Source organism: Enterobacter sp. 118C5 (genome assembly GCF_034107645.1).
Taxonomy (GTDB): domain Bacteria; phylum Pseudomonadota; class Gammaproteobacteria; order Enterobacterales; family Enterobacteriaceae; genus Enterobacter; species Enterobacter nematophilus.
In genome coordinates this window covers 715,784-736,763 of sequence record NZ_JAWNEU010000001.1, presented here as the reverse complement: position 1 = coordinate 736,763, position 20,980 = coordinate 715,784, and the positions used below count along the sequence as shown (strand labels likewise).

At 61.1% G+C, this 20,980-nt stretch carries 3 protein-coding genes; 2 read left to right on the top strand and 1 reads right to left on the bottom strand.

What is annotated here, in order from left to right; translation table 11 throughout:
• Positions 1 to 6: 6 nt before the first annotated feature.
• A complete protein-coding gene (locus tag UTO39_RS03405) occupies positions 7 to 750 on the bottom strand; it encodes a DeoR/GlpR family DNA-binding transcription regulator (protein WP_061098277.1) in 744 nt (247 codons plus the stop codon).
• A gap of 715 nt (positions 751 to 1,465) precedes the next feature.
• Between UTO39_RS03405 and UTO39_RS03400 the strand changes: the two genes are divergently transcribed.
• The gene (locus tag UTO39_RS03400) at positions 1,466 to 2,803 is read left to right on the top strand and encodes a TolC family outer membrane protein (RefSeq protein ID WP_320726467.1); all 1,338 of its coding nucleotides are present in this window, start codon (positions 1,466 to 1,468) and stop codon (positions 2,801 to 2,803) included.
• Between the two features lie 121 nt (positions 2,804 to 2,924).
• Positions 2,925 to 20,978: an Ig-like domain-containing protein gene (locus tag UTO39_RS03395; RefSeq protein WP_320726466.1), complete on the top strand. Its 18,054-nt coding sequence runs from the start codon at positions 2,925 to 2,927 to the stop codon at positions 20,976 to 20,978.
• The last annotated feature ends 2 nt before the right edge of the window (positions 20,979 to 20,980 follow it).

The following is a 20,980-nucleotide window of genomic DNA, read 5'->3' as shown; positions in this document are numbered from 1 at the left end:
TCCACGTTATTGCGCGCACACCGTGACCCGTAATGCGCCAGGGTCCCCAAGCTCAGGCCAGGGACGATCTAAAAAAAGTTGATGAATATCGGTTAGCCCGGAGACCAGATACGGCTCGCAGCGGTTAACCTTCAGGTGATCGGCAACAATCCAGTGCGCATGGCTTGCGGCGAGCATCGCGCGTTTCACCTCGGCATCCGCTTCTTTACCGGCACTCAAACCGAGTTCGGCATGAAGGGCGCACGCCCCGAGAATGGCGATATCTGCCCGATAGCGAGACAGCAGGGACAAAGTGGCGCTGCCGGCAAACAGGCGCTGCTTCGGGTCCCATTTTCCGCCGAGCAGAATAAGCTCAATGTCTTCCCGGTCGCTAAAATGCTGGGCGATATCCAGCGAGGTGGTGATCACGGTGTGAGGCCCCTGTAGAAAAGTGGCGACGGCCATCACCGTACTGCCGGCATCCAGAAACAGGGTGGAACCCGGCGGAACCGCCTGCGCAACCTGTTTCCCCAGGCGCTGCTTGGTTTCCGGCAGCAGGGTATTGCGGCCCTGACGATTCATGGCCGAAAGATTTAGCGCAATAGCTCCGCCGTGATTCTTCTGGGCAAGGCCCTGATGTTCCAGATCGGTTAGATCCCGACGAATAGTATCCGCTGAAACCTGCAGCTTTTCTGCCAGTTCGGTGATGCTGGCCTGACCTTGTTCACTGAGAATATCAAGGACATAGCGTTGACGTGCGGTTTTGTGCATGGCAGTAATCCTGCAAAATGTCGCAATAATTCGCATAATACAGCATTTTGGCGCAGAGGGAAGGGGCATCGTAAACCAGGAAGATGTTTGATTATTGAAATTATATTAAGCAGATATCATTAAGCCGTTCTGAATGTTAACCACAGTGTTACTGTTATGTTTTAATCAACGATTTGGATTATGTAACCATTGCATTACCATTGATTGGTTTTACATTCTGATATGCAATTAAAATAAAGCATATTATTTCGAATTAATATTTTTTATTGGGATTATGTTTCAACAACATGGCGGCTATTACTTAAATTGACACTTCTTTGAAAATCTTTGTGTCTGACCCGCTCAGAAATTAACGCAAAAATGTGCGCAGAGATGATTAAGAATTTTCCTTAAATTACAGGGGGTTTTGATGTTTCATCTGAAAGACTACTTTCAGAGTTTTGTCCAGAAACCCCATGTTTTTTCTTATATGTAACACCTCATTAACATTGTGGGTGTAGTGGCCTATACCACATTTTGTTATGCTGCGAATCAACTTAAGAAATAAGTAAATTCTTAAATTTAATAAGACAAAGGCGGATCTCATCTCCATCGGAAATGGGTATGGGGAGTTTTACCTGAAATTCAGCGAGGAAGCTAAATAAGATATTTGTCTAATTATCTGTACCTCTTTTTGGGTAATTGCTTGAGTGTCACTCAGAGTCAGGGAGATAAAATGACGATATTACGCAAGCCTGTTTTACGCCAATTTATAGCAACGCTGGCATTAATTTCATTAGCCATAAATACGGCTTACGCCAATAGTGGCCCGGTGGGTATTGCCCCGATGGCAACGATGACCTTAAAAGAAAGTATTCTTTTCGCTATCGATCGCGATCCGTCAATTAGCCAGCAGGCCGCGCAGTTAGGTATTGGTCAGGCGCAAATAGACGAGGCGCGCAGCGGCTGGATGCCGCAAATAGCCTTAAACGGAAGTACGGGGCATAGCCAGACCACCGATTCCAGCGGTTCGCTGAAGAATTCTGCGGCCTGGGGGCTGAGCCTGACCCAGCTGATATACGATTTTGGCAAGACCAACAACAGCATCAGCCAGTCTTCCGCCCGGCGCGATAGCTACCGCTACCAGCTGATGAGCACGCTTTCTGACGTGGCGGAAAAAACGGCGCTCGGCTACGTGGAGGTCAAACGTTATTCCGACCTGTTACAGGCGGCAAAAGAGAACGTTCAGGCACTGAAAAACGTGGAGCAGCTGGCAAAACTGCGCGCCGATGCGGGCGTGAGTTCCACCTCCGATGAGCTCCAGACCCGCACGCGCATTGCCGGCATGCAGGCGACGGTGGCGCAATATAACGCCGCGTTGAACAGCGCCCGCGCAAGGCTCGCGGTATTAACCGGAATGCAGGCGGATAATTATTCGCCGGTACCCGCAAACCTTGCCGTTGAGCCGGATTCGCTCGACCGCATTGATTATTCGTTAATACCGGCGGTAATGGCCGCGCAGAATATGGAACGTTCGGCCCAGTATGGCGTTGAAACGGCGAAGTCCCAGCACTGGCCAACCCTGAGCCTGAAGGGAGGACGCACGCGTTACGAGTCGGACAACCGCTCGTACTGGGACGACCAGATCCAGCTCAATGTTGACGCACCGCTTTATCAGGGCGGCGCGGTATCCGCACGCGTGCGTCAGGCTGAGGGCGCACGGGCGATGGCGTCCTCTCAGGTCGATCAGGCACGTTTCGACGTGCTGCAAAAGGCCTCCGTCGCGCAGGCTGACTGGACCGGCGCACGGGGAAGAATGGAGGCCGGGAAGCGGCAGCTGGAAAACGCGCTGCGGGCCCGCGAGGTTTATAAAAATGAATACACCCTGAGCAAGCGGAGCATCAATGATTTGCTCAGCGTTGAGCAGGATGTCTGGCAGGCCACGTCGGCGAAAATAATCGCCGAGTATGATGGCTGGAGTTCGGCAATTAATTATGCTTCCGCGGTTGATAATTTAATGCCGCTTGTTGGAATAGAGAAAAACGCTGCCGCAAAATTACCCGATTTAAGTTAACAAAAGCCACGCATAGCTGCGCGAAATAAGTCTGAAAATAATGGGTGTTTTTTCCCAGGGATAGCTACATCCGTCTGGTGGATATATCCACAGGGATCCGTACACCTGCAAGGAGAGGAAAATGAGTAACGTAAAGGTTGTTGATGTCATCATTCGCAAAACGGCGGAGAAAACGAAATTAACCGGCGTAGGAAATCTGTCGGTCTCTATTTCATCGCCGAGCGTGATTGAAATTCAGGGCTCTGCTCAGGACGTGGTGCGTTATGTCCGCCAGGGTAAAGACCTTCTCATTTATATGAAGGACGGCAGCGTTATTCGCTGCAATAACTATTTTGTTGAAGATCCTGAAACCCAACATCAGTCAGAGCTGGTGTTCAACGACGGGCAGGAACTGACTCATCTCTCTTTCGCCGATGCCGGGGAAGCGTCAGGCGTTGCCGTGACTGAATTAACCGCGCAGGCCACACCCATTAGCAGTATTGAACCCTTCCTGGAGCAGGGAAGCGTCCTGAGCGATGCGCCGTGGGGCTGGATTGCTGGGGCGGCGTTAGGCGGCGGCGCTATCGGCGCACTGCTGGCCCACGGCGGTGACGGCGAAACCAAAACGAAAGTTATTGATAACACCAAAGAAGTGGAAAGCGCCACGCCGACCTTCCTGCTGTCGGACAAGGTGGGCGACAAGCAGGGAGTACTGAGCGCAAACGCCCTCACGGACGATAACGCGCCGACCTTTAGCGGTACCGGTCAGCCGGGCGCGACCATCCAGATTAAAGACGGCAGCGGCAGCACCATCGCCAGCGCGATGGTCGGTAAAGACGGTACCTGGACGGTAAAACTCCCGACCCAGGCCGACGGGGAGCACACCTGGTCAGTCGTGCAGATCGACGGCAGTAAAACCACGTCCGCGGGCAACATCACCGTGACCGTTTCCACGGCCGAGGCCACGCTTACGCTGGCGACAACGGCGGGTGACAACGTGATTAACGCCAGCGAGCAGTCCGCGGGCTTTACGCTGTCCGGCAGCAGCCAGCATCTGGCGCAGGGAACCGACGTTTCCGTAACGCTGAACGGTAAAACCTACACCGCCCAGGTGGGGGCAGACGGCGCGTGGAGCGTTAACGTGCCTGCGGCAGACGCGCAGGCGCTCAGCGACGGCACCTGGACCGTCAGCGTCAGCGGCAAAGACGCGGCGGGTAACACCGTGAGCGGAAGCCAGACAATCGGCGTGGATACCGCTGCGCCAACGCTCTCCGTCGATACGCTCGCGCAGGACAACATCATTAATGCCGCTGAGCACAACCAGCCGCTGACGCTGAGTGGTAAAACCAACGCGGAAGCCGGGCAGATTGTGACGGTGACGCTGAACGGTAAAAATTATAACGCCACGGTGGGCGGCGACGGCACCTGGTCCGTCACGCTGGAGGCCAGCGAGGTGCAGACCCTCAGTGAAGGTAACCACACCCTGACGGTGAACGTCAGCGACAAAGCGGGCAACGGCGCGTCCGTGACCGCAGATTTCACGGTGGATACCCAGGCGCCGGTCGTCACCATCAACACCGTCGCGGGTGACGATATCCTGAACACCAGCGAGCAGGGCCAGGCGCAGATTATTTCCGGGCAGGCGAGCGGCGCGGCGGCAGGCGATGTCGTCACCGTGACCGTTGGCGGCCAGACCTTCACGGGCGTCGTACAGGCAGACGGCAGCTGGAGCGTGGGCGTTCCTGCTTCAGTCGTCGGCACGCTGGGTGAGGGCAACCACACCATTGCCGTCTCCGTCACCGACGCAGCGGGGAACACCGGTAGCGCCACGCACGGCATTGCGCTGAGCGGCAACCCGCCGGAATTCACGATTGACGCCATCAGCCAGGACAACGTGCTGAATGCCCGGGAGGCGATGCAGCCGCTGAGCCTGACCGGAACCAGCAACCTGCCGGACGGCAGCGCCGTTACCGTGACGCTGAACAACGTCAACTATCAGGCTACCGTCGAAAACGGTATCTGGGCGGTACAGGTGCCCGTACCCGACGTCCTGAATCTGGCGAACACCCTTTACACCGTCAGCGTCAACGGCACCGACAGCGTGGGCAACAGCGGCTCTGCCGGGGCAACGCTGCTGGTCGATACCGTGCTGCCGCAGGTGATCATCAATACATTTGCCGGGGATAACCTGGTCAACAACGCCGAAGCGGGCGTGGACCAAACCCTCAGCGGCCGCGTTACCGGCGCGGCGGCGGGCGATACGGTGTCCGTTACCGTCGGCGGTAAGAGCTACAGCGCCACGGTGGGCAGCGATCTGACCTGGAACGTCACGATCCCATCAGCGGATCTTCAGGCGTTCGGCGACGGGGATTTGACCTTTACCGCCTCCGTGACCAACGGGCACGGTAATACCGGCACCGGCGAGCGCGATATCAATATCAACGCGGAACTGCCGGGTCTGCGCGTAAACACCATTTCCGGCGATGACGTGATCAACGCCATCGAGCAGCTGCAGGATCTGACCGTCACCGGTGCCAGCACCCATCTGGCCGCGGGTACGCCGATTGTCGTCACCATCAATAACGTCGAATATAACGCCGTGGTTACCGCCAGCGGCGGCTGGAGCATTGGCGTTCCTGCTGCGGATCTGCAGGCCTGGACGGCGGGAGGTATGACGGTAAGCGTCAGCGCGAAAGATGCCTGGGGCAACACCGTTGAAGCGGAACACCCGATTGAACTCGATCTCAACGCCGTGGCGGTCACCATTGATACCGTCTCCGGCGATGACCTGCTGAACGCGGCAGAAAAAGGGAGCGATTTAACCCTTTCCGGCCAGACGCAGGGCGTTGAGGCGGGGCAAACCGTGGTGGTGAAATTTGCCGACCAGACCTTTACCGCGCAGGTGCAGCAGGATGGCTCCTGGAGCCTGACCGTGCCTGCCAGCGCCATGGAAACCCTGATTGACGGGCGCGCGCAGGTGAGCGTCAGCGTCACCAACGTCAGCGGCAACAGTGCCGACGCGTCGCGCGTGGTCACGGTGGATACGCAGCCTCCGGCGATTACGCTCGATAACCTGACCGACGACAACATCATTAACGCGGCGGAAGCGCAGCAGGATTTAGCGTTAAGCGGCAGCAGCACGGCGGAACCCGGCCAGACGGTCACCGTGACCCTTAACGGCAAAACCTATCAAACCACGGTTCAGGCGGACGGTACCTGGCAGCTGAGCGTGCCTGCGGCCGACGTGGGGGCGCTGGCAGACGGCATTGTCACCGTGACGGCAACCGTCAGCGACGTGGCGGGCAACGCCAGCAGCGCGGACCGCGTTGGGCTGGTGGACGCGACCGTGCCGCAGGTGACCATTAACGACTTTGTCACCGCCACCAACACCGTGAACCAGCTCGCCCATTCACAGGCTCAGATCCTGAGCGGCTCCGTGACCGGAGCGGCAGCGGGCGATCTTGTCACCATCACTATCAACAGCGTGGATTACACCACCGTGGTGGATGCATCAGGCAACTGGAGCCTCGGCCTGCCCGCGTCGGTCGTGCAGGGGCTAACTGACGGCACCTGGACAATCGACGTCTCCGTGACCGACAGGTCCGGCAACACCGGCAGCCATTCACTGGACGTGGTGGTGAATACCGTGACGCCAGCCATCGGCATTAACACGCTGGCAGCGGATGACGTGATTAACGCCGTCGAGAAAGGCGAAGATCTGCAGATCGCCGGCACCAGCAACCAGCCTGCCGGCACCACCATCACCGTGACCCTGAACGGCATTAACTACACGACGACAACCGATGATAGCGGCAGCTGGAGCGTTACCGTACCGGCGGCTGCGGTCGGCGCGCTGGGCGAAGCGAATTACACCGTGACGGCGAACGTGACCGACAGCGTAGGCAACAGCGCCTCTGCGAGCCACGACGTGCTGGTGGACAGCTCGCTGCCGGTTGTCACGATCGACGCGCTGGCGGGCGATAATACCGTTAACGCGGCAGAAGTAGCGGCAGGCCAGACCCTGACCGGCAAGGTCGCTAACGCGGCGGCAGGTGACACTGTCACCATTATTCTGGGCGGAGAGACCTTTACCGCTACCGTGCAGGACGATCTCTCCTGGAGCCTGCCGTTAACCCAGAGCCAGCTCACCGCGCTCGGCAACGGGGATTTGACCGTTTCAGCCAGCGTCACCAACGCGCACGGCAATACCGGCTCGTCTTCGCTGGACTTCACCATCGACGCCCAGCTGCCGGGCCTGCGTATTGATACCGTGGCGGGTGATGACGTTATTAACGTCATTGAGCACGCTCAGAACCTGATTGTCTCGGGCTCAAGCACCGATCTGGCGGCGGGCAGCACCGTCACGGTGACCATTAACGGCAAGGTCTATTCCGCAACCGTGCTGGCGGACGGCACCTGGCAGGCGGCGGTACCGGCAGCGGACGTGTCCCAGTGGGCGGACGGTTCGCTGGATATCAAGGCAAGCGCGCAGGATCCTTCCGGCAACCCGGTGACTATAGGCACCGTCGTGGACGTCGATCTCGCGCCGGTCGCCGTCAGCATCAACAGCGTGACCGCGGACAACGTGCTCAACGCGGCGGAAAAAGGCCAGGATCTGGTGCTGTCCGGCACCTCATCAAACGTAGAAGCGGGCCAGACCGTCACCATTACCTTTGCGGGTAAAACCTACACCACGACGGTGGGCGCCAACGGCGACTGGACGTACACCGTACCGGCTGCCGATTTGAGCGGCCTTAAAGACGGCGACGCCAGCGTGCAGGTAAGCGTGAGCAACGTGAACGGCAACGCGGCGTCGTCTGCGCAGGAATTCAGCGTCGATACCGCCGCGCCAACGGTGACCATCAACGCCATCAGCGGCGATAACATGCTGAACGCGGCAGAGGCGGCGCAGGATTTGCCCCTGAGCGGAACGTCTACTGCCGAAGCGGGCCAGACGGTGACCGTGACCTTCAACGGCAAGCAGTACGCCGCGCAGGTGCAGGCCGACGGCAGCTGGACGCTGGACGTGCCGGCAGCCGATCTGGCGGGCATCGCCGACGGTAACGCCACGGTCACGGCTTCCGTATCCGACAAAGCCGGCAACCCGACCAGCGCGGATGCCTCCGTGCTGGTGGATACCACCGTGCCGCAGATTAGCTTTAACATCGTCGCGGTCGACGACATCGTAAATATTGCCGAGCACGGCCAGGCGCTGATCGTCTCCGGCAAGGTTACGGGCGCGCAGGCGGGTGACGTGATTACCGTCACCCTGAACGGAAAAGACTACACCGCGATGCTGGACGCGTCCGGAAGCTGGAGCGTGGGCGTTCCGGCGGCAGACGTGGGCGCGCTGGCTAACGGCGACCAGACGATTTCCGCAACCCTCACCGATAAAGCGGGTAATAACACCACCGCCACGCATGAGTTCGACGTCTCCCTGACCGCGCCGGTGATTGCCATCAATACCCTGGCGGTTGACGACGTGATTAACGCGGTCGAGAAAGGTCAGGATCTGCAGATTTCGGGCACCAGCAACCAGCCGGAAGGTACAGCCATTACGGTGACCCTGAACGGAATCAGCTATACCGCCACCGCCGACGCCAGCGGCAGCTGGAGCGTCACCGTTCCGGCGGCAAACGTCTCGGCCCTGGGCGAAGCGAGCTACGCCGTGACGGCAGGCGTGACCGACGCCGCGGGCAACAGCGCGAGCGCCAGCCACAGCGTGCTGGTCGACAGCGCGCTGCCGCAGGTCACCATCAACCCTGTCGCCACGGACGATGTCATTAACGCGGCGGAAGTGGCTTCCGGGCAGACCCTGAGCGGGAAAGTGAGCGGCGCGGCGAGCGGTGACACTGTCACCCTTTCAATCGGCGGCAATACTTACACCGCGACGGTTCAGGACGATCTGAGCTGGTCGGTCAACGTGCCTTCCGCGGTATTAACCGCCATCGGTAACGGCGATCTGACGGTGTCGGCCAGCGTCACTAACGGCCACGGCAACACCGGCTTCGGCGAGCGAGAAATCGTTATAGACGCCAATCTGCCGGGCCTGCGCGTCGATACCGTGGCGGGCGACGACGTGATTAACAGCATTGAGCATGCGCAGAACCTGATCGTCACCGGCTCCAGCGACGGCCTGGCAGCGGGCACGACGCTGACCGTGACTGTAAACAGCAAAACCTACGGGGCCACGGTGCTGGCAGACGGTACCTGGACGGCGGCCATCCCGGCGGCAGACGTCAGCGCGCTCGGCGCAGGCTCGGTGACCGTGAAGGTCGAGGGAAATAGCGCGGCGGGCAACCCGGTCTCCATCAGCCACGACGTGAAGGTGGATCTGGCGGCGGTCGCGATCAGCATTGACGCTATTGCTACCGACGACATGATTAACGCGGCAGAGAAAGGCGCAGATCTGGTGCTGTCCGGCTCCACCACCAACGTGGAAGAAAACCAGACCGTATACATTACCTTCGGCGGCAAGTCGTACACCGCGACAGTGGATGCCAGCGGCAGCTGGACGGCGACCGTGCCGTCTGCCGATTTGGGCAGCCTGAAGGACGGCGACGCCAGCGTGCAGGTGAGCGTCACCAACGTGAACGGCAACAGCGCCTCGGCGGGGCGTGAGTACAGCGTGGACGCCACCGCGCCGACGGTCTCCATCGAAATCGTCAGCGACAACAACATCATCAATGCGGCCGACGCGCAGCAGGATCTGATCGTCAACGGCATTTCCAACGCCGAAGCGGGCCAGACCGTGACCGTAACCCTGAACGGCAAAGAGTACACCACCACCGTGCAGGCTGGCGGCAGCTGGAGCGTGACCGTACCTTCTGCGGATGTCGGCGTGATTACCGACGGCAGCTACACCATCGGCGCGGCGGTCTCCGATAAGGCGGGCAACCCGGCCGCTGCGGATCGCGACGTGCTGGTCGATACCACCGTTCCACAGCTGACCATTAACACCGTTTCCGATGACGACGTGATCAACAGCGCCGAGCACGCGCAGGCCCTGATTGTCACCGGTTCCGCGACCGGCGCGGCGGCGGGCGATGTGGTTACCGTTACCCTCAATAACAACTCCTACACCGCAACCCTGGACGCCTCCGGCAACTGGAGCGTGGGCGTGCCTGCGGCAGACGTTACCGCGCTGATCGCCGGGGATTACACCATCACCGCCGCGCTGACCGATAAGGCGGGCAACAGCAACAGCGCCACGCACGGCGTGGAGGTGAACCTGACCGCGCCTGTGCTGACCATCGACACCGTTTCCGGTGACGACGCGATCAATAATACCGAGAAAACGCAGGATCTGACGATCTCCGGTACGGCATCCGGCCTGACGACGGGCGCGGTGGTGACCGTGATGCTGAACGGCAGGGCGTACAGCGCGCAGGTGGACGATAACGGAAAATGGACCACCACCGTTCCGGCGAGCGAAGTCGGTCAACTGGGCGAGGCGCTTTACACCGTCACCGCGTCAGCAACGGACGGCGTGGGCAACAGCACCAGCGCGTCGCACACCGTAAACGTCGAGTCCGTTTTGCCGGGGGTGATTATCAACGCCGTCGCGGGTGACGACGTTATTAACGCGGCGGAAGTGGCTGCCGGCCAGACCATCAGCGGTAAGGTGGTGAATGCCGAGGCGGGCAACACCGTGACCGTGACGATTGGCGGCAACAGCTACACCGCAACGGTGCAGAGCGATCTGACCTGGTCCGTTACCGTGCCGGAATCTGCGCTGACGGCGCTGGGCAACGGCGATCTGACCGTGTCAGCCAGCGTCACCAACGGCGTGGGCAATACCGGGGCGGGCGAGCGCGAAATCGTTATAGACGCTAACCTGCCGGGCCTGCGCGTGAACACCGTGGCGGGCGACGACGTGATCAACAGCATCGAACGTACTCAAAACCTGATTATCACCGGCTCCAGCGACGGCCTGGCAGCGGGCACGACGCTGACCGTGACCGTAAACAGCAAAACCTATCCGGCCACCGTTCTGGCGGACGGCACATGGAGCGCGGCCATTCCGGCGGCAGACGTTAGCGCGCTGAACGCGGGCACGGTCACCGTGACCGTTACGGGCCAGAGCAGCGCCGGTAACCCGGTCTCCATCAGCCACGATGTGACGGTGGATCTGGCAAGCGTTGCCATCAGCATTGACGCCATCGCCACCGATGACGTGATTAACGCGGCGGAGAAGGGCGCGGATCTGGTGCTTTCCGGCACCACAAGCAACGTGGAAGAAAACCAGACCGTCACCGTCACCTTTGGCGGCAAATCTTACACCGCCACGGTGGACGCCGACGGTAAATGGACCGCCACGGTGCCAGCGGCCGATCTGGCGCCTTTGAAAGACGGCGACGCCAGCGTGCAGGTGAGCGTCACCAACGTCAACGGCAACAGCGCGTCGGCGGGCCGCGAGTACGGCGTGGATGCCACCGCTCCGTCCGTGACCATCAACACCCTGGCGACGGACGACATTCTGAACGCTACGGAGGCGAAAGCCGATCTGACCGTATCCGGCACCAGCACCGCCGAAGCGGGCCAGACGGTAACCGTGTCGCTGAACGGCAAAGACTACGCCACCACCGTCAGCGTGGACGGCAGCTGGACGCTGAACGTCCCGGCGGCGGACCTGGCAGGATTAACCGACGGCAGCATGACCGTCACCGCATCGGTAAGCGATAAAGCGGGTAACCCGGCGTCCGCGGATCGCAACCTGACGGTGGACGTGACCGTTCCTGCGGTGACCATCAACACCGTGGCGGGCGACGACGTGATTAACATCGCAGAACACGGCCAGGCGCAAATCATCAGCGGCACCGCCACCGGCGCGGCAGCGGGTGATAAGGTCACCGTCACGATTGGCGGCCAGACTTATACCACCGTGCTGGACGCGGCGGGCAACTGGAGCGTGGGCGTACCGGCGAATGTGATTTCCGGCCTCAGCGACGGCTCCGTGACCGTCACGGCGTCAGTCACCGATGCCGCAGGCAATACCGGCACCGGCACGCATAACGTGACCGTCGATACCGGTCTGCCATCGGTCAGCTTCAACGCCATCAGCGATGACAACGTCCTGAACGCGATGGAGAAAGGCCAGGATCTGAGCGTCAGCGGCACCAGCGCCAACCTCGCGGAAGGCACCGTGGTGACCGTAACCCTGAACGGTAAAAACTACACGGCGACGACCGCGGCAGACGGCAGCTGGAGCCTGACGGTTCCGGCGTCCGATCTGGCCGGTCTCGGCCAGGCTAACTACACCCTGAATGCGACCGCCACTAACGGCGTGGGCAACAGCGTCAGCAACACCGCGAACCTGCTGGTGGACACCGCGCTGCCGGCCGTCACCATCAACATCGTGGCGGGCGATAACGTGATTAACGCGGCGGAAGTGGCCGCGGGCCAGACCGTGAGCGGTACCGTGGCGAATGCCGAAGCGGGCAACACGGTAACCGTGACCATTGGCGGCAACAGCTACACCGCAACGGTGCAGAACGATCTGACCTGGTCCGTGAACGTGCCGTCTGACGTGTTGACGGCGCTGGGCAACGGCAGCCTGAGCGTGACGGCAACCGTCACCAACGGCCACGGCAACACCGGTTCCGGCGAGCGCGAGATCGCCATCGACGCCAGCCTGCCGGGCCTGCGCGTCGATACCGTGGCGGGCGACAACGTAATTAACAGCATCGAGCACGCGCAGAACCTGATCGTCACCGGCTCCAGCGACGGGCTGGCGGCAGGCACGGCGCTGACCGTCAACGTCAACGGCAAAGACTATGCGGCGACGGTACTGGCGGACGGCACCTGGAGCGCGGCGATCCCGTCCACTGACGTGAGCGCGTGGCCGGAAGGCACCGTGAAAATCAGCGTCACTGGCGACAGTTCAGCGGGCAACCCGATTACCATCAGCCACGACGTGACGGTGGATCTGGCGACCGTTGCCATCAGCATCAACGCGATTGCCACCGACGACGTGATTAACGCGGCGGAGAAGGGGGCGGATCTGGTGCTGTCCGGGGCGACCACCAACGTGGAGGCCGGGCAGACCGTGACCATCAGCCTGAACGGTAAAATCTACACCACCACCGTGGGCGATGGCGGCAGCTGGACATACACCGTACCGTCTGCCGATTTGGGCAGCCTGAAGGACGGCGACGCCAGCGTGCAGGTGAGCGTCACCAACGTCAACGGCAACAGCGCCTCGGCGGGCCGCGAGTACAGCGTGGATGCCACCGCGCCGTCCGTGACCATCAACACCCTGGCGACGGACGACATTCTGAATGCCGCCGAAGCGAAGAGCGATCTGACCGTGTCCGGCACCAGCACCGCCGAAGCGGGCCAGACGGTGACCGTGTCGCTGAACGGTAAAGACTACACCACCACCGCAGGCGCGGACGGCAGCTGGACGCTGAACGTCCCGGCAGCGGACCTGGCGGCGCTCGGCGACGGCAGCGTCACCGTGACGGCAAGCGTCAGCGATAAAGCGGGTAACCCGGCGTCGGTCGATCGCAACCTGACGGTGGACGTGACCGTGCCTGCGGTGACCATCAACACCGTGGCGGGCGACGACGTGATTAACATCGCTGAGCACGCGCAGGCGCAGATCGTCAGCGGCACCGCCACCGGCGCGGCGGCGGGCGATACCGTCACCGTCACGATTGGCGGCCAGACGTACACCACCGTGCTGGACGCGGCGGGCAACTGGAGCGTGGGCGTACCGGCGAGCGTGATTTCCGCCCTGCAGGACGGCACCGTGACCGTCACGGCGTCAGTCACCGATGCCGCAGGCAATACCGGCACCGGCAGCCATAACGTCACCGTCGATACCGGGCTGCCGTCCGTGGGCTTTAACGCCATCAGCGGCGATAACGTGCTCAACGCGGTGGAGAAAGGTCAGGATCTGAGCGTCAGCGGCACCAGCGCTAACCTGGCGGAAGGCACCGTGGTGACCGTGACCCTCAACGGTAAAAACTACGCGGCCACGACGGCGGCGGACGGCAGCTGGAGCCTGACGGTTCCGGCAGCGGATCTGGCCGGTTTGGGCGAAGCGAACTACACCCTGAGCGCCATCGCCGCTAACGGCGTGGGCAACACCGTGAGCAGCGCCGCGAACCTGCTGGTCGACACCGCGCTGCCGACCGTCACCATCAACACCGTGGCGGGCGATAACGTGATTAACGCGGCGGAAGTGGCCGCGGGACAGACCATCAGCGGTAAGGTGGCGAACGCGGAAGCGGGAAATACCGTCACCGTCTCCATTGGCGGCAACAGCTACACCGCGACGGTACAGAACGATCTGACCTGGTCCGTGAGCGTGCCGGAGTCCGTCCTGACCGCGCTGGGCAACGGCGATTTGACCGTGTCGGCGACCGTCACCAACGGCCACGGCAACACCGGCGCGGGCGAGCGCGAAATCGTTATAGACGCCAGCCTGCCGGGTCTGCGCATTGATACCGTGGCGGGCGACGATGTGATTAACAGCATCGAACATACTCAAAACCTGATCGTCACCGGCTCCAGCGACGGGCTGGCGGCGGGCACCACGCTCACCGTCACCGTGAACGGCAAAACCTATGCGGCCTCCGTGCTGGCGGACGGCACCTGGAGCGCGGCGATCCCGGCCGCGGACGTGGGGGCTCTGGCTGCGGGCACGGTGACCGTGACCGCTGCTGGCCAGAGCGCGGCGGGCAACCCGGTCTCAATCAGCCACGACGTGACCGTCGATCTCTCAGCGGTCGCCGTGAGCATTAATGCGATTGCCACCGACGACGTGATTAACGCGGCGGAGAAAGGCGCGGATCTGGTGCTCTCGGGCAGCACCTCGAACGTGGAGGAAAACCAGACCGTCACGATCGCCTTCGGCGGCAAAACCTATTCCGCGAAAGTGGATGCCGACGGTAACTGGACGACCACCGTGCCTTCCGCGGATCTCGCGGGCCTGAAGGACGGTGACGCCAGCGTGCAGGTGAGCGTTACCAACGCGCACGGCAACAGCGCGTCGGCAGGCCGCGAGTACAGCGTGGATGCGACCGCGCCGTCCGTGACTATTGATACGGTGGCAGGCGATAACGTGATTAACGCCAGCGAAGCGGCTGCGGGCGTGGCCATCTCCGGCACCACCACGGCGGAAGCCGGGCAGACGGTCACCGTGACGCTGGGCGGCAAGAGCTATACCGCGCAGGTGCAGCAGGGCGGTATCTGGAGCGTCAACGTGCCGGGCACCGATCTGTCCGCACTGGCGGATAACGGCTACACCGTGCAGGCCAGCGTGAGCGACGCCGCGGGTAACCCGGGCAGCGCGGGCAAAGCGATTACGCTTGATACCACGCCGCCGTCCGTCAGCTTTAACGCCGTGGCGGGCGATGACGTCATCAACAGCGTGGAGCACGGGCAGGCGCAGATCGTGAGCGGCACGGCAACCGGCGCGAGCGTCGGCGATAAGCTGGTCATCACCATCGGTTCGAACCAGTACACCACCACCGTTGACGCCAGCGGCAACTGGAGCGTGGGCGTTCCGGCCAGCGTGATTTCTGCCCTGACCGACGGCTCCGTGACCATTAGCGCGACCATTACCGACAGCGCGGGCAACAGCAGCACCCAGACCCACGATGTGGTGGTGAACACCGCCTCCGTGGCGCTGACGGTGAACACCGTTAACGGTGACGACGTCATCAACGCGGCAGAAGCGGGCAGTTCGCTGGTGATTAACGGCTCCAGCGCCCAGTTTGCCAGCGGGACGCAGGTCACCGTGACGCTGAACGGCAAGACCTATACGGCCACCATCCAGAACGACGGCAGCTGGACGACCACCGTTCCGGCCGCCGACGTGGGTGCCCTGGCGGATGGCGCGAGCTATCAGGTCTCCGTGTCGGCGCAGGACAGCGCGGGCAACAGCGCCTCGGCGACGCACGGCATCAGCGTGGATACCACCGCACCGGTCGTGAGCATTGCGACGCTGTCGGGTGACGACATGCTGAACGCGCTGGAAGCGCAGCAGCCGCTGACGGTACACGGTTCTTCCAGCGCGGAGGCGGGCCAGACCGTCACCGTGACGCTGGGCGGCAAAACCTACACTGCGCTTGTCGGCAGCGACGGCACCTGGACGCTCGACGTGCCGGCGGCAGATTTGGCTATCCTGAGCCAGGGGGCGCTGACGGTCACCGCGTCGGTCAACGACAAAGCCGGTAACGGCGGCCAGACCACGCATACCTTAACGGTGGATACCGTCGCGCCAACCGTCACCATCAGCACCGTGGCCGACAACGATATCGTTAACAACGCGGAGCAGCTGGCGGGCCAGACCATCCGCGGTACCACCACCGCGGAACAGGGCCAGACGGTGACCGTCTCCTTCAACGGGCACAGCTATCAGGCGACCGTCGGGGCGGACGGATCGTGGTCGGTCTTCGTGCCGGGCCGTGATTTCCTCGGCCTGAGCGACGGGGATTACACCATCACCGCGTCGGTGAGCGATAAGGCGGGCAACCCGGGCAGCGCGACGCACGACGTGACGCTGAACGGCGATGTCCCAACCATCGCGATAAACACCTTTGCGCAGGACGATATCGTCAACGCCGCCGAGCACGGCACGCCGCTGGTCGTCAGCGGCACCACCGACGCGCCTGCGGGCCAGACGGTGACGATTACGCTGAACGGCAAAACCTACGCGGCGACCGTGCAGAATGACGGCACCTGGAGCTACACGGTGGGCAGCGCAGACGTCACCGCGCTGGCAGACGGCGGTTCGTACGTGATTAACGCGCAGGTCAGCAACGCCATCGGCAACAGCAGCAGCGATAACCACACCGTCACCGTGGATCTCACCGCGCCGTCGATGGGCATCAGCATTGATTCGCTGCAAAACGATACCGGCCTGAGCGCGAGTGATTTCATCACCAACGACGCTCAGGTAGTGGTTAACGGCTCCCTGACCGCGCAGCTCGGCAATAACGAGAAGGCGCAGATCAGCCTCGACGGCGGCACCACCTGGATTGACCTGACCGTGACCGGGACCACCTGGCGCTACACCGACGGCCGTACCCTGACGGACGGTACGTATCAGTACCAGGTGCGTGTAATCGATAACGCCGGAAACGTGGGGGCTACGGACAGCCAGGACGTGGTGATTGACCTGACGAAGCCTGCGGCGACGACCATTACCGTGGATTCCGTCACCCAGGATACCGGCCTGTCCGGGAGCGACTTTATCACCAGCGACAACCAGATCAGCCTGAAAGGGACGCTCGGCGCGGCGCTGGGCAGCGGCGACCACGCGCAGATCAGCCTCGACGGCGGGGTCACCTGGACCGACGTCAGCGTCAGCGGCCTGAGCTGGACCTACGTGGACGGTCGTACGCTGCCCGACGGAGACTACAACTACCAGCTGCGCGTGATTGACGACGCGGGCAATATCAGCGCCACCGCCAGCCAGATAGTGACGATTGATACGGTTGCGCCGGACGCCAGCAAAAGCATCACCATCGACAGCATCAGCGACGATACCGGCCTGAGCAGCAGCGACTTTATCACTAACGATACGTCCCTGACGCTGCACGGCTCGCTCGGCGCGACGCTGGCGGACGGCGAGTATGTCCAGATCAGCCTTGACGGCGGCGTCACCTGGCAGAACGCGATCGTCACCGGCAGCAGCTGGTACTACGTGGACGGTCGTACGCTGGGTAACCAGACCTATGACTACTACGTGCGCGTGGTGGATGCCGCGGGCAACGTGGGGGCCAGCGCCCATCAGCAGGTGACCGTCGATACGGTCGCCCCGGATGCGGCAATTACGGTGACCGTGGATAACATCACCGTGGATACCGGCTTCGACAATAACGACTTCCTGACCAGTTCGACCTCGTACACGCTGCACGGAACGCTCGGTGCAGAACTCGGCGCGGGTGAGTTCGTTCAGGTAAGCATGGACGGCGGCAGCACCTGGGTATACGCCACCGTGAGCGGTACGCAGTGGAGCTACGGCGATACGCGTACCCTGACCGACGGCAGCTACAGCTACCAGGTCCGTGTTATTGACCAGGCGGGCAACGTCGGGGCAACTACGTCGCAGGCGGTGACGGTGGATACCCAGGCGCCGCAGTACGGCGTCACTATCGACAGCATCAGCGAAGATACCGGCCAGTCCGGCAGTGATTTCATCACCATGGACACCACGCTGACCATCAACGGTTCGCTGGGTAGCGCGCTGGCAAGCGACGAGCGCGTACAGATCAGCCTCGACGGTGGGAATACCTGGCTCGATACCACGGTCACCAACCTGCGCTGGAGCTACACCGATACCCGCGATCTGCCTGACGGAGACTACACCTACCAGGTGCGGATTATCGACCAGGCGGGCAACGTTGGCTCCACCGCCTCCCAGGTGGTGACGGTGGACACCACGCCGCCAACCACCGTAGGCACGGTAGTGAGCTATACCGACGGTGAAGGGGAGCGTCAGGGCACCTTCGGCAGCGCGGTGGCAACGGACGATAACGCGCCGCTGATTAGCGGGACGCTTAACCGTGCGCCGGAAAGTGGCGAGATTGTGCAGCTGTATCGTGACGGTGTACTGCTGGGACAGGTGACGATGAACGGCGCTGCCAGCTGGTATTTCCAGGACAGCGGTCTGAACGACGGTAATCACACCTATACGCTGCGTGTGACCGATCTGGCAGGCAACTTCACCGATTCAGATGATTTCGTGCTGAAAGTGGATACGAGCATCCCGACCACCACGGTGAGCATTAACCCTGAGACTACGACGGACATCACCCCGATCCTGAGTGGTCAGGTATCGGCGGGACTGACCAACGGCGAGTACGTGGTTATCACCGTGAACGATAAGACCTATACCTCAGAGCCCGGCGGTGCGGTCGTGGTCGATCCGGATAATAACACATGGTATTTGCAGCTTCCGGACGGCGATGCGCTGAGCGTGAAGAATTACGATGTCACGGCACAGGTGAAAAGCAGCGCGGGCAACGGCAATACCGCCGGGTTGACTACCGGTAGCCTGATCGTGGGCAGTGAAGAGTCGTTGACACCGACCTGGTCATTTACCGCCGCGAACTACTCCTATTCTTCCAGCTATATGCTGGATGCGGACGGGCTGTGGACGATTATGGCTAACCAGCAATTCGCATCGGCAAACGCCGGTAGCCGTAATTCTTACACCGTTTCAGGTAATTTCTCGATGACGGGAAATTACACAACCGGTACCTACGCGGATATCAACCGCGACGGGCTGGCTGACGTGCTGGCGGAAGGAACAAGCTACTCGTACATGGCGCAGCTGATTAACAACGGAGATGGGACCTACACCTCCAGTACGCTGACCAATATGGGGGCTGCGGTGTGGTATGGCGCGGTGGTCGCCATTGACATTCAGGGCGATGGCTACACCGACTTTGTGATTGGCGATGCGGGTGGGCCGGATTCCAGCACATTTATGCTCAATAACAACGGCGCGCTGACGGGCAGTTCGAAGTCCGGGACGTACTCCAATTTTGTATCGGGCTCAACGGTAGGTAACTACAACAGCCTGATTGAAACGTCCGGCGTGGATTTAAACAACGACGGAAAAGTAGATATTGCCCAGCATACGACCAATGGGGGCAACAACTACGCCCTGTCGACCATGTTTAACCAGGGCAATGGCATATTTACCTGGGGGCAAAATTTTACCAACACCATGTACAGCGGCTATGGCGCAGCCGCAGCGTCCAGCGCAGTAAGTATGACCTGGGCCGACTTTAACGGTGATGGTTATATGGACCTGTATATGAGCATGTCGCGCACCTCCAGCGGAACCAGCCAGGGCGGGGTGTTAATGCTGAACGACGGTAGCGGTAACCTTCTTGCCGGCACTGCGGTTGGAACGGCGACCACGGATAAGTTTGTGGGTAACGTCAGCGTGGCGGTGGACTGGAACCTCGACGGCAAGATGGACATCATCAAGCTGGCGAATAGCGGGCAGTCTTATCTTTACACCAATGATGGACTGGAGGGTACCGCAAGCTTTACCGCCTCAAAATTCAGTACCGCTACGTCAAGCCAGGTATCCGGCGCGGCCCTGCTGGATTACGACTGGGATGGTGCACAGGATCTGCTGATTTTCCGTCAAAACGGTACGGTGCTGCTGGAGCGGAATACCAATACGGTCGCGCCTGGAACGGCATTGCATTTGAAGATTGTCGACAGCGAAGGGATTAACGCCTTCTTTGGCAACACGGTCCAGCTTTACGACTCGGCAGGTCAACTGGTCGCCAGCGAAATCATCAATGCCCAGTCCGGGATCGGCATTAACGATTCTTCATCGCTCATCAGTTTTTACGGTCTGGATCCCAGTGAAACGTACCGCGCGGTGCTGGTTCGCGCCGTTAACGGTGTATCGAGCAATGAAACTTGGGATGGGCTGACGGCAGGGGACGGTAAAGAAAGTTATGCCCTGACCGCTGAAGCGGCCACGGGCGGTCACCAGGGTACCCTGATAGGTACCGGCTACAACGATACCTTTATCGCTGAGGCCGGAACGTATACCTACAACGGTTCTGGTGGCTGGACGACGACCTCTGAACACGACACCTGGAGCAGTACAGGCGGTATGGATGTTGTGGATTATCGTAACGCCACTTCCGGCGTCACCGTGGATCTGGGACGCTCAACGGCCCAGAGTACCGGATTCGATACCGTAACGCTGGTGAACATTGAAGGCATCAACGGCTCGGACTTCGACGACGTCATCACCGGCAACAGCGGTGATAACCAGTTCGAAGGCCGCGGCGGGAACGACACCTTCAACATCGGCAGCGGCGGCCACGATACGTTGCTCTACAAGCTGATCAACGCCTCGGACGCGACGGGCGGTAACGGTCACGACGTGGTGAACGGCTTCACCGTCGGCACCTGGGAAGGCACGGCGGACACGGATCGTATTGACCTGCGCGATCTGCTCTCCGGCAGCGGCTATACCGGCACGGGCTCGGCGAGCTATGTGAACGGCGTGGCCACGCTGGACAGCAGCGCGGGCAATATCACCGATTACGTCCGCGTGGTGCAGAACGGCAGCAATACCGAAATCCAGGTGGATCTGGACGGTACCGCTGGTCAGTTCTCGCCAACCACCCTGGTGACGCTCAACGGCGTGCAGACGGACCTGGCGACGCTGCTGGCGAATCATCAACTGTTAATTGCGTAAAC

Excerpts from the sequence above, each read along its gene's own strand:
- UTO39_RS03405 (WP_061098277.1), bottom strand. The coding sequence starts at position 750 with ATGCACAAAACCGCACGTCAACGCTATGTCCTTGATATTCTCAGTGAA.
- UTO39_RS03400 (WP_320726467.1), top strand. The coding sequence starts at position 1,466 with ATGACGATATTACGCAAGCCTGTTTTACGCCAATTTATAGCAACGCTG.
- UTO39_RS03395 (WP_320726466.1), top strand. The coding sequence starts at position 2,925 with ATGAGTAACGTAAAGGTTGTTGATGTCATCATTCGCAAAACGGCGGAG.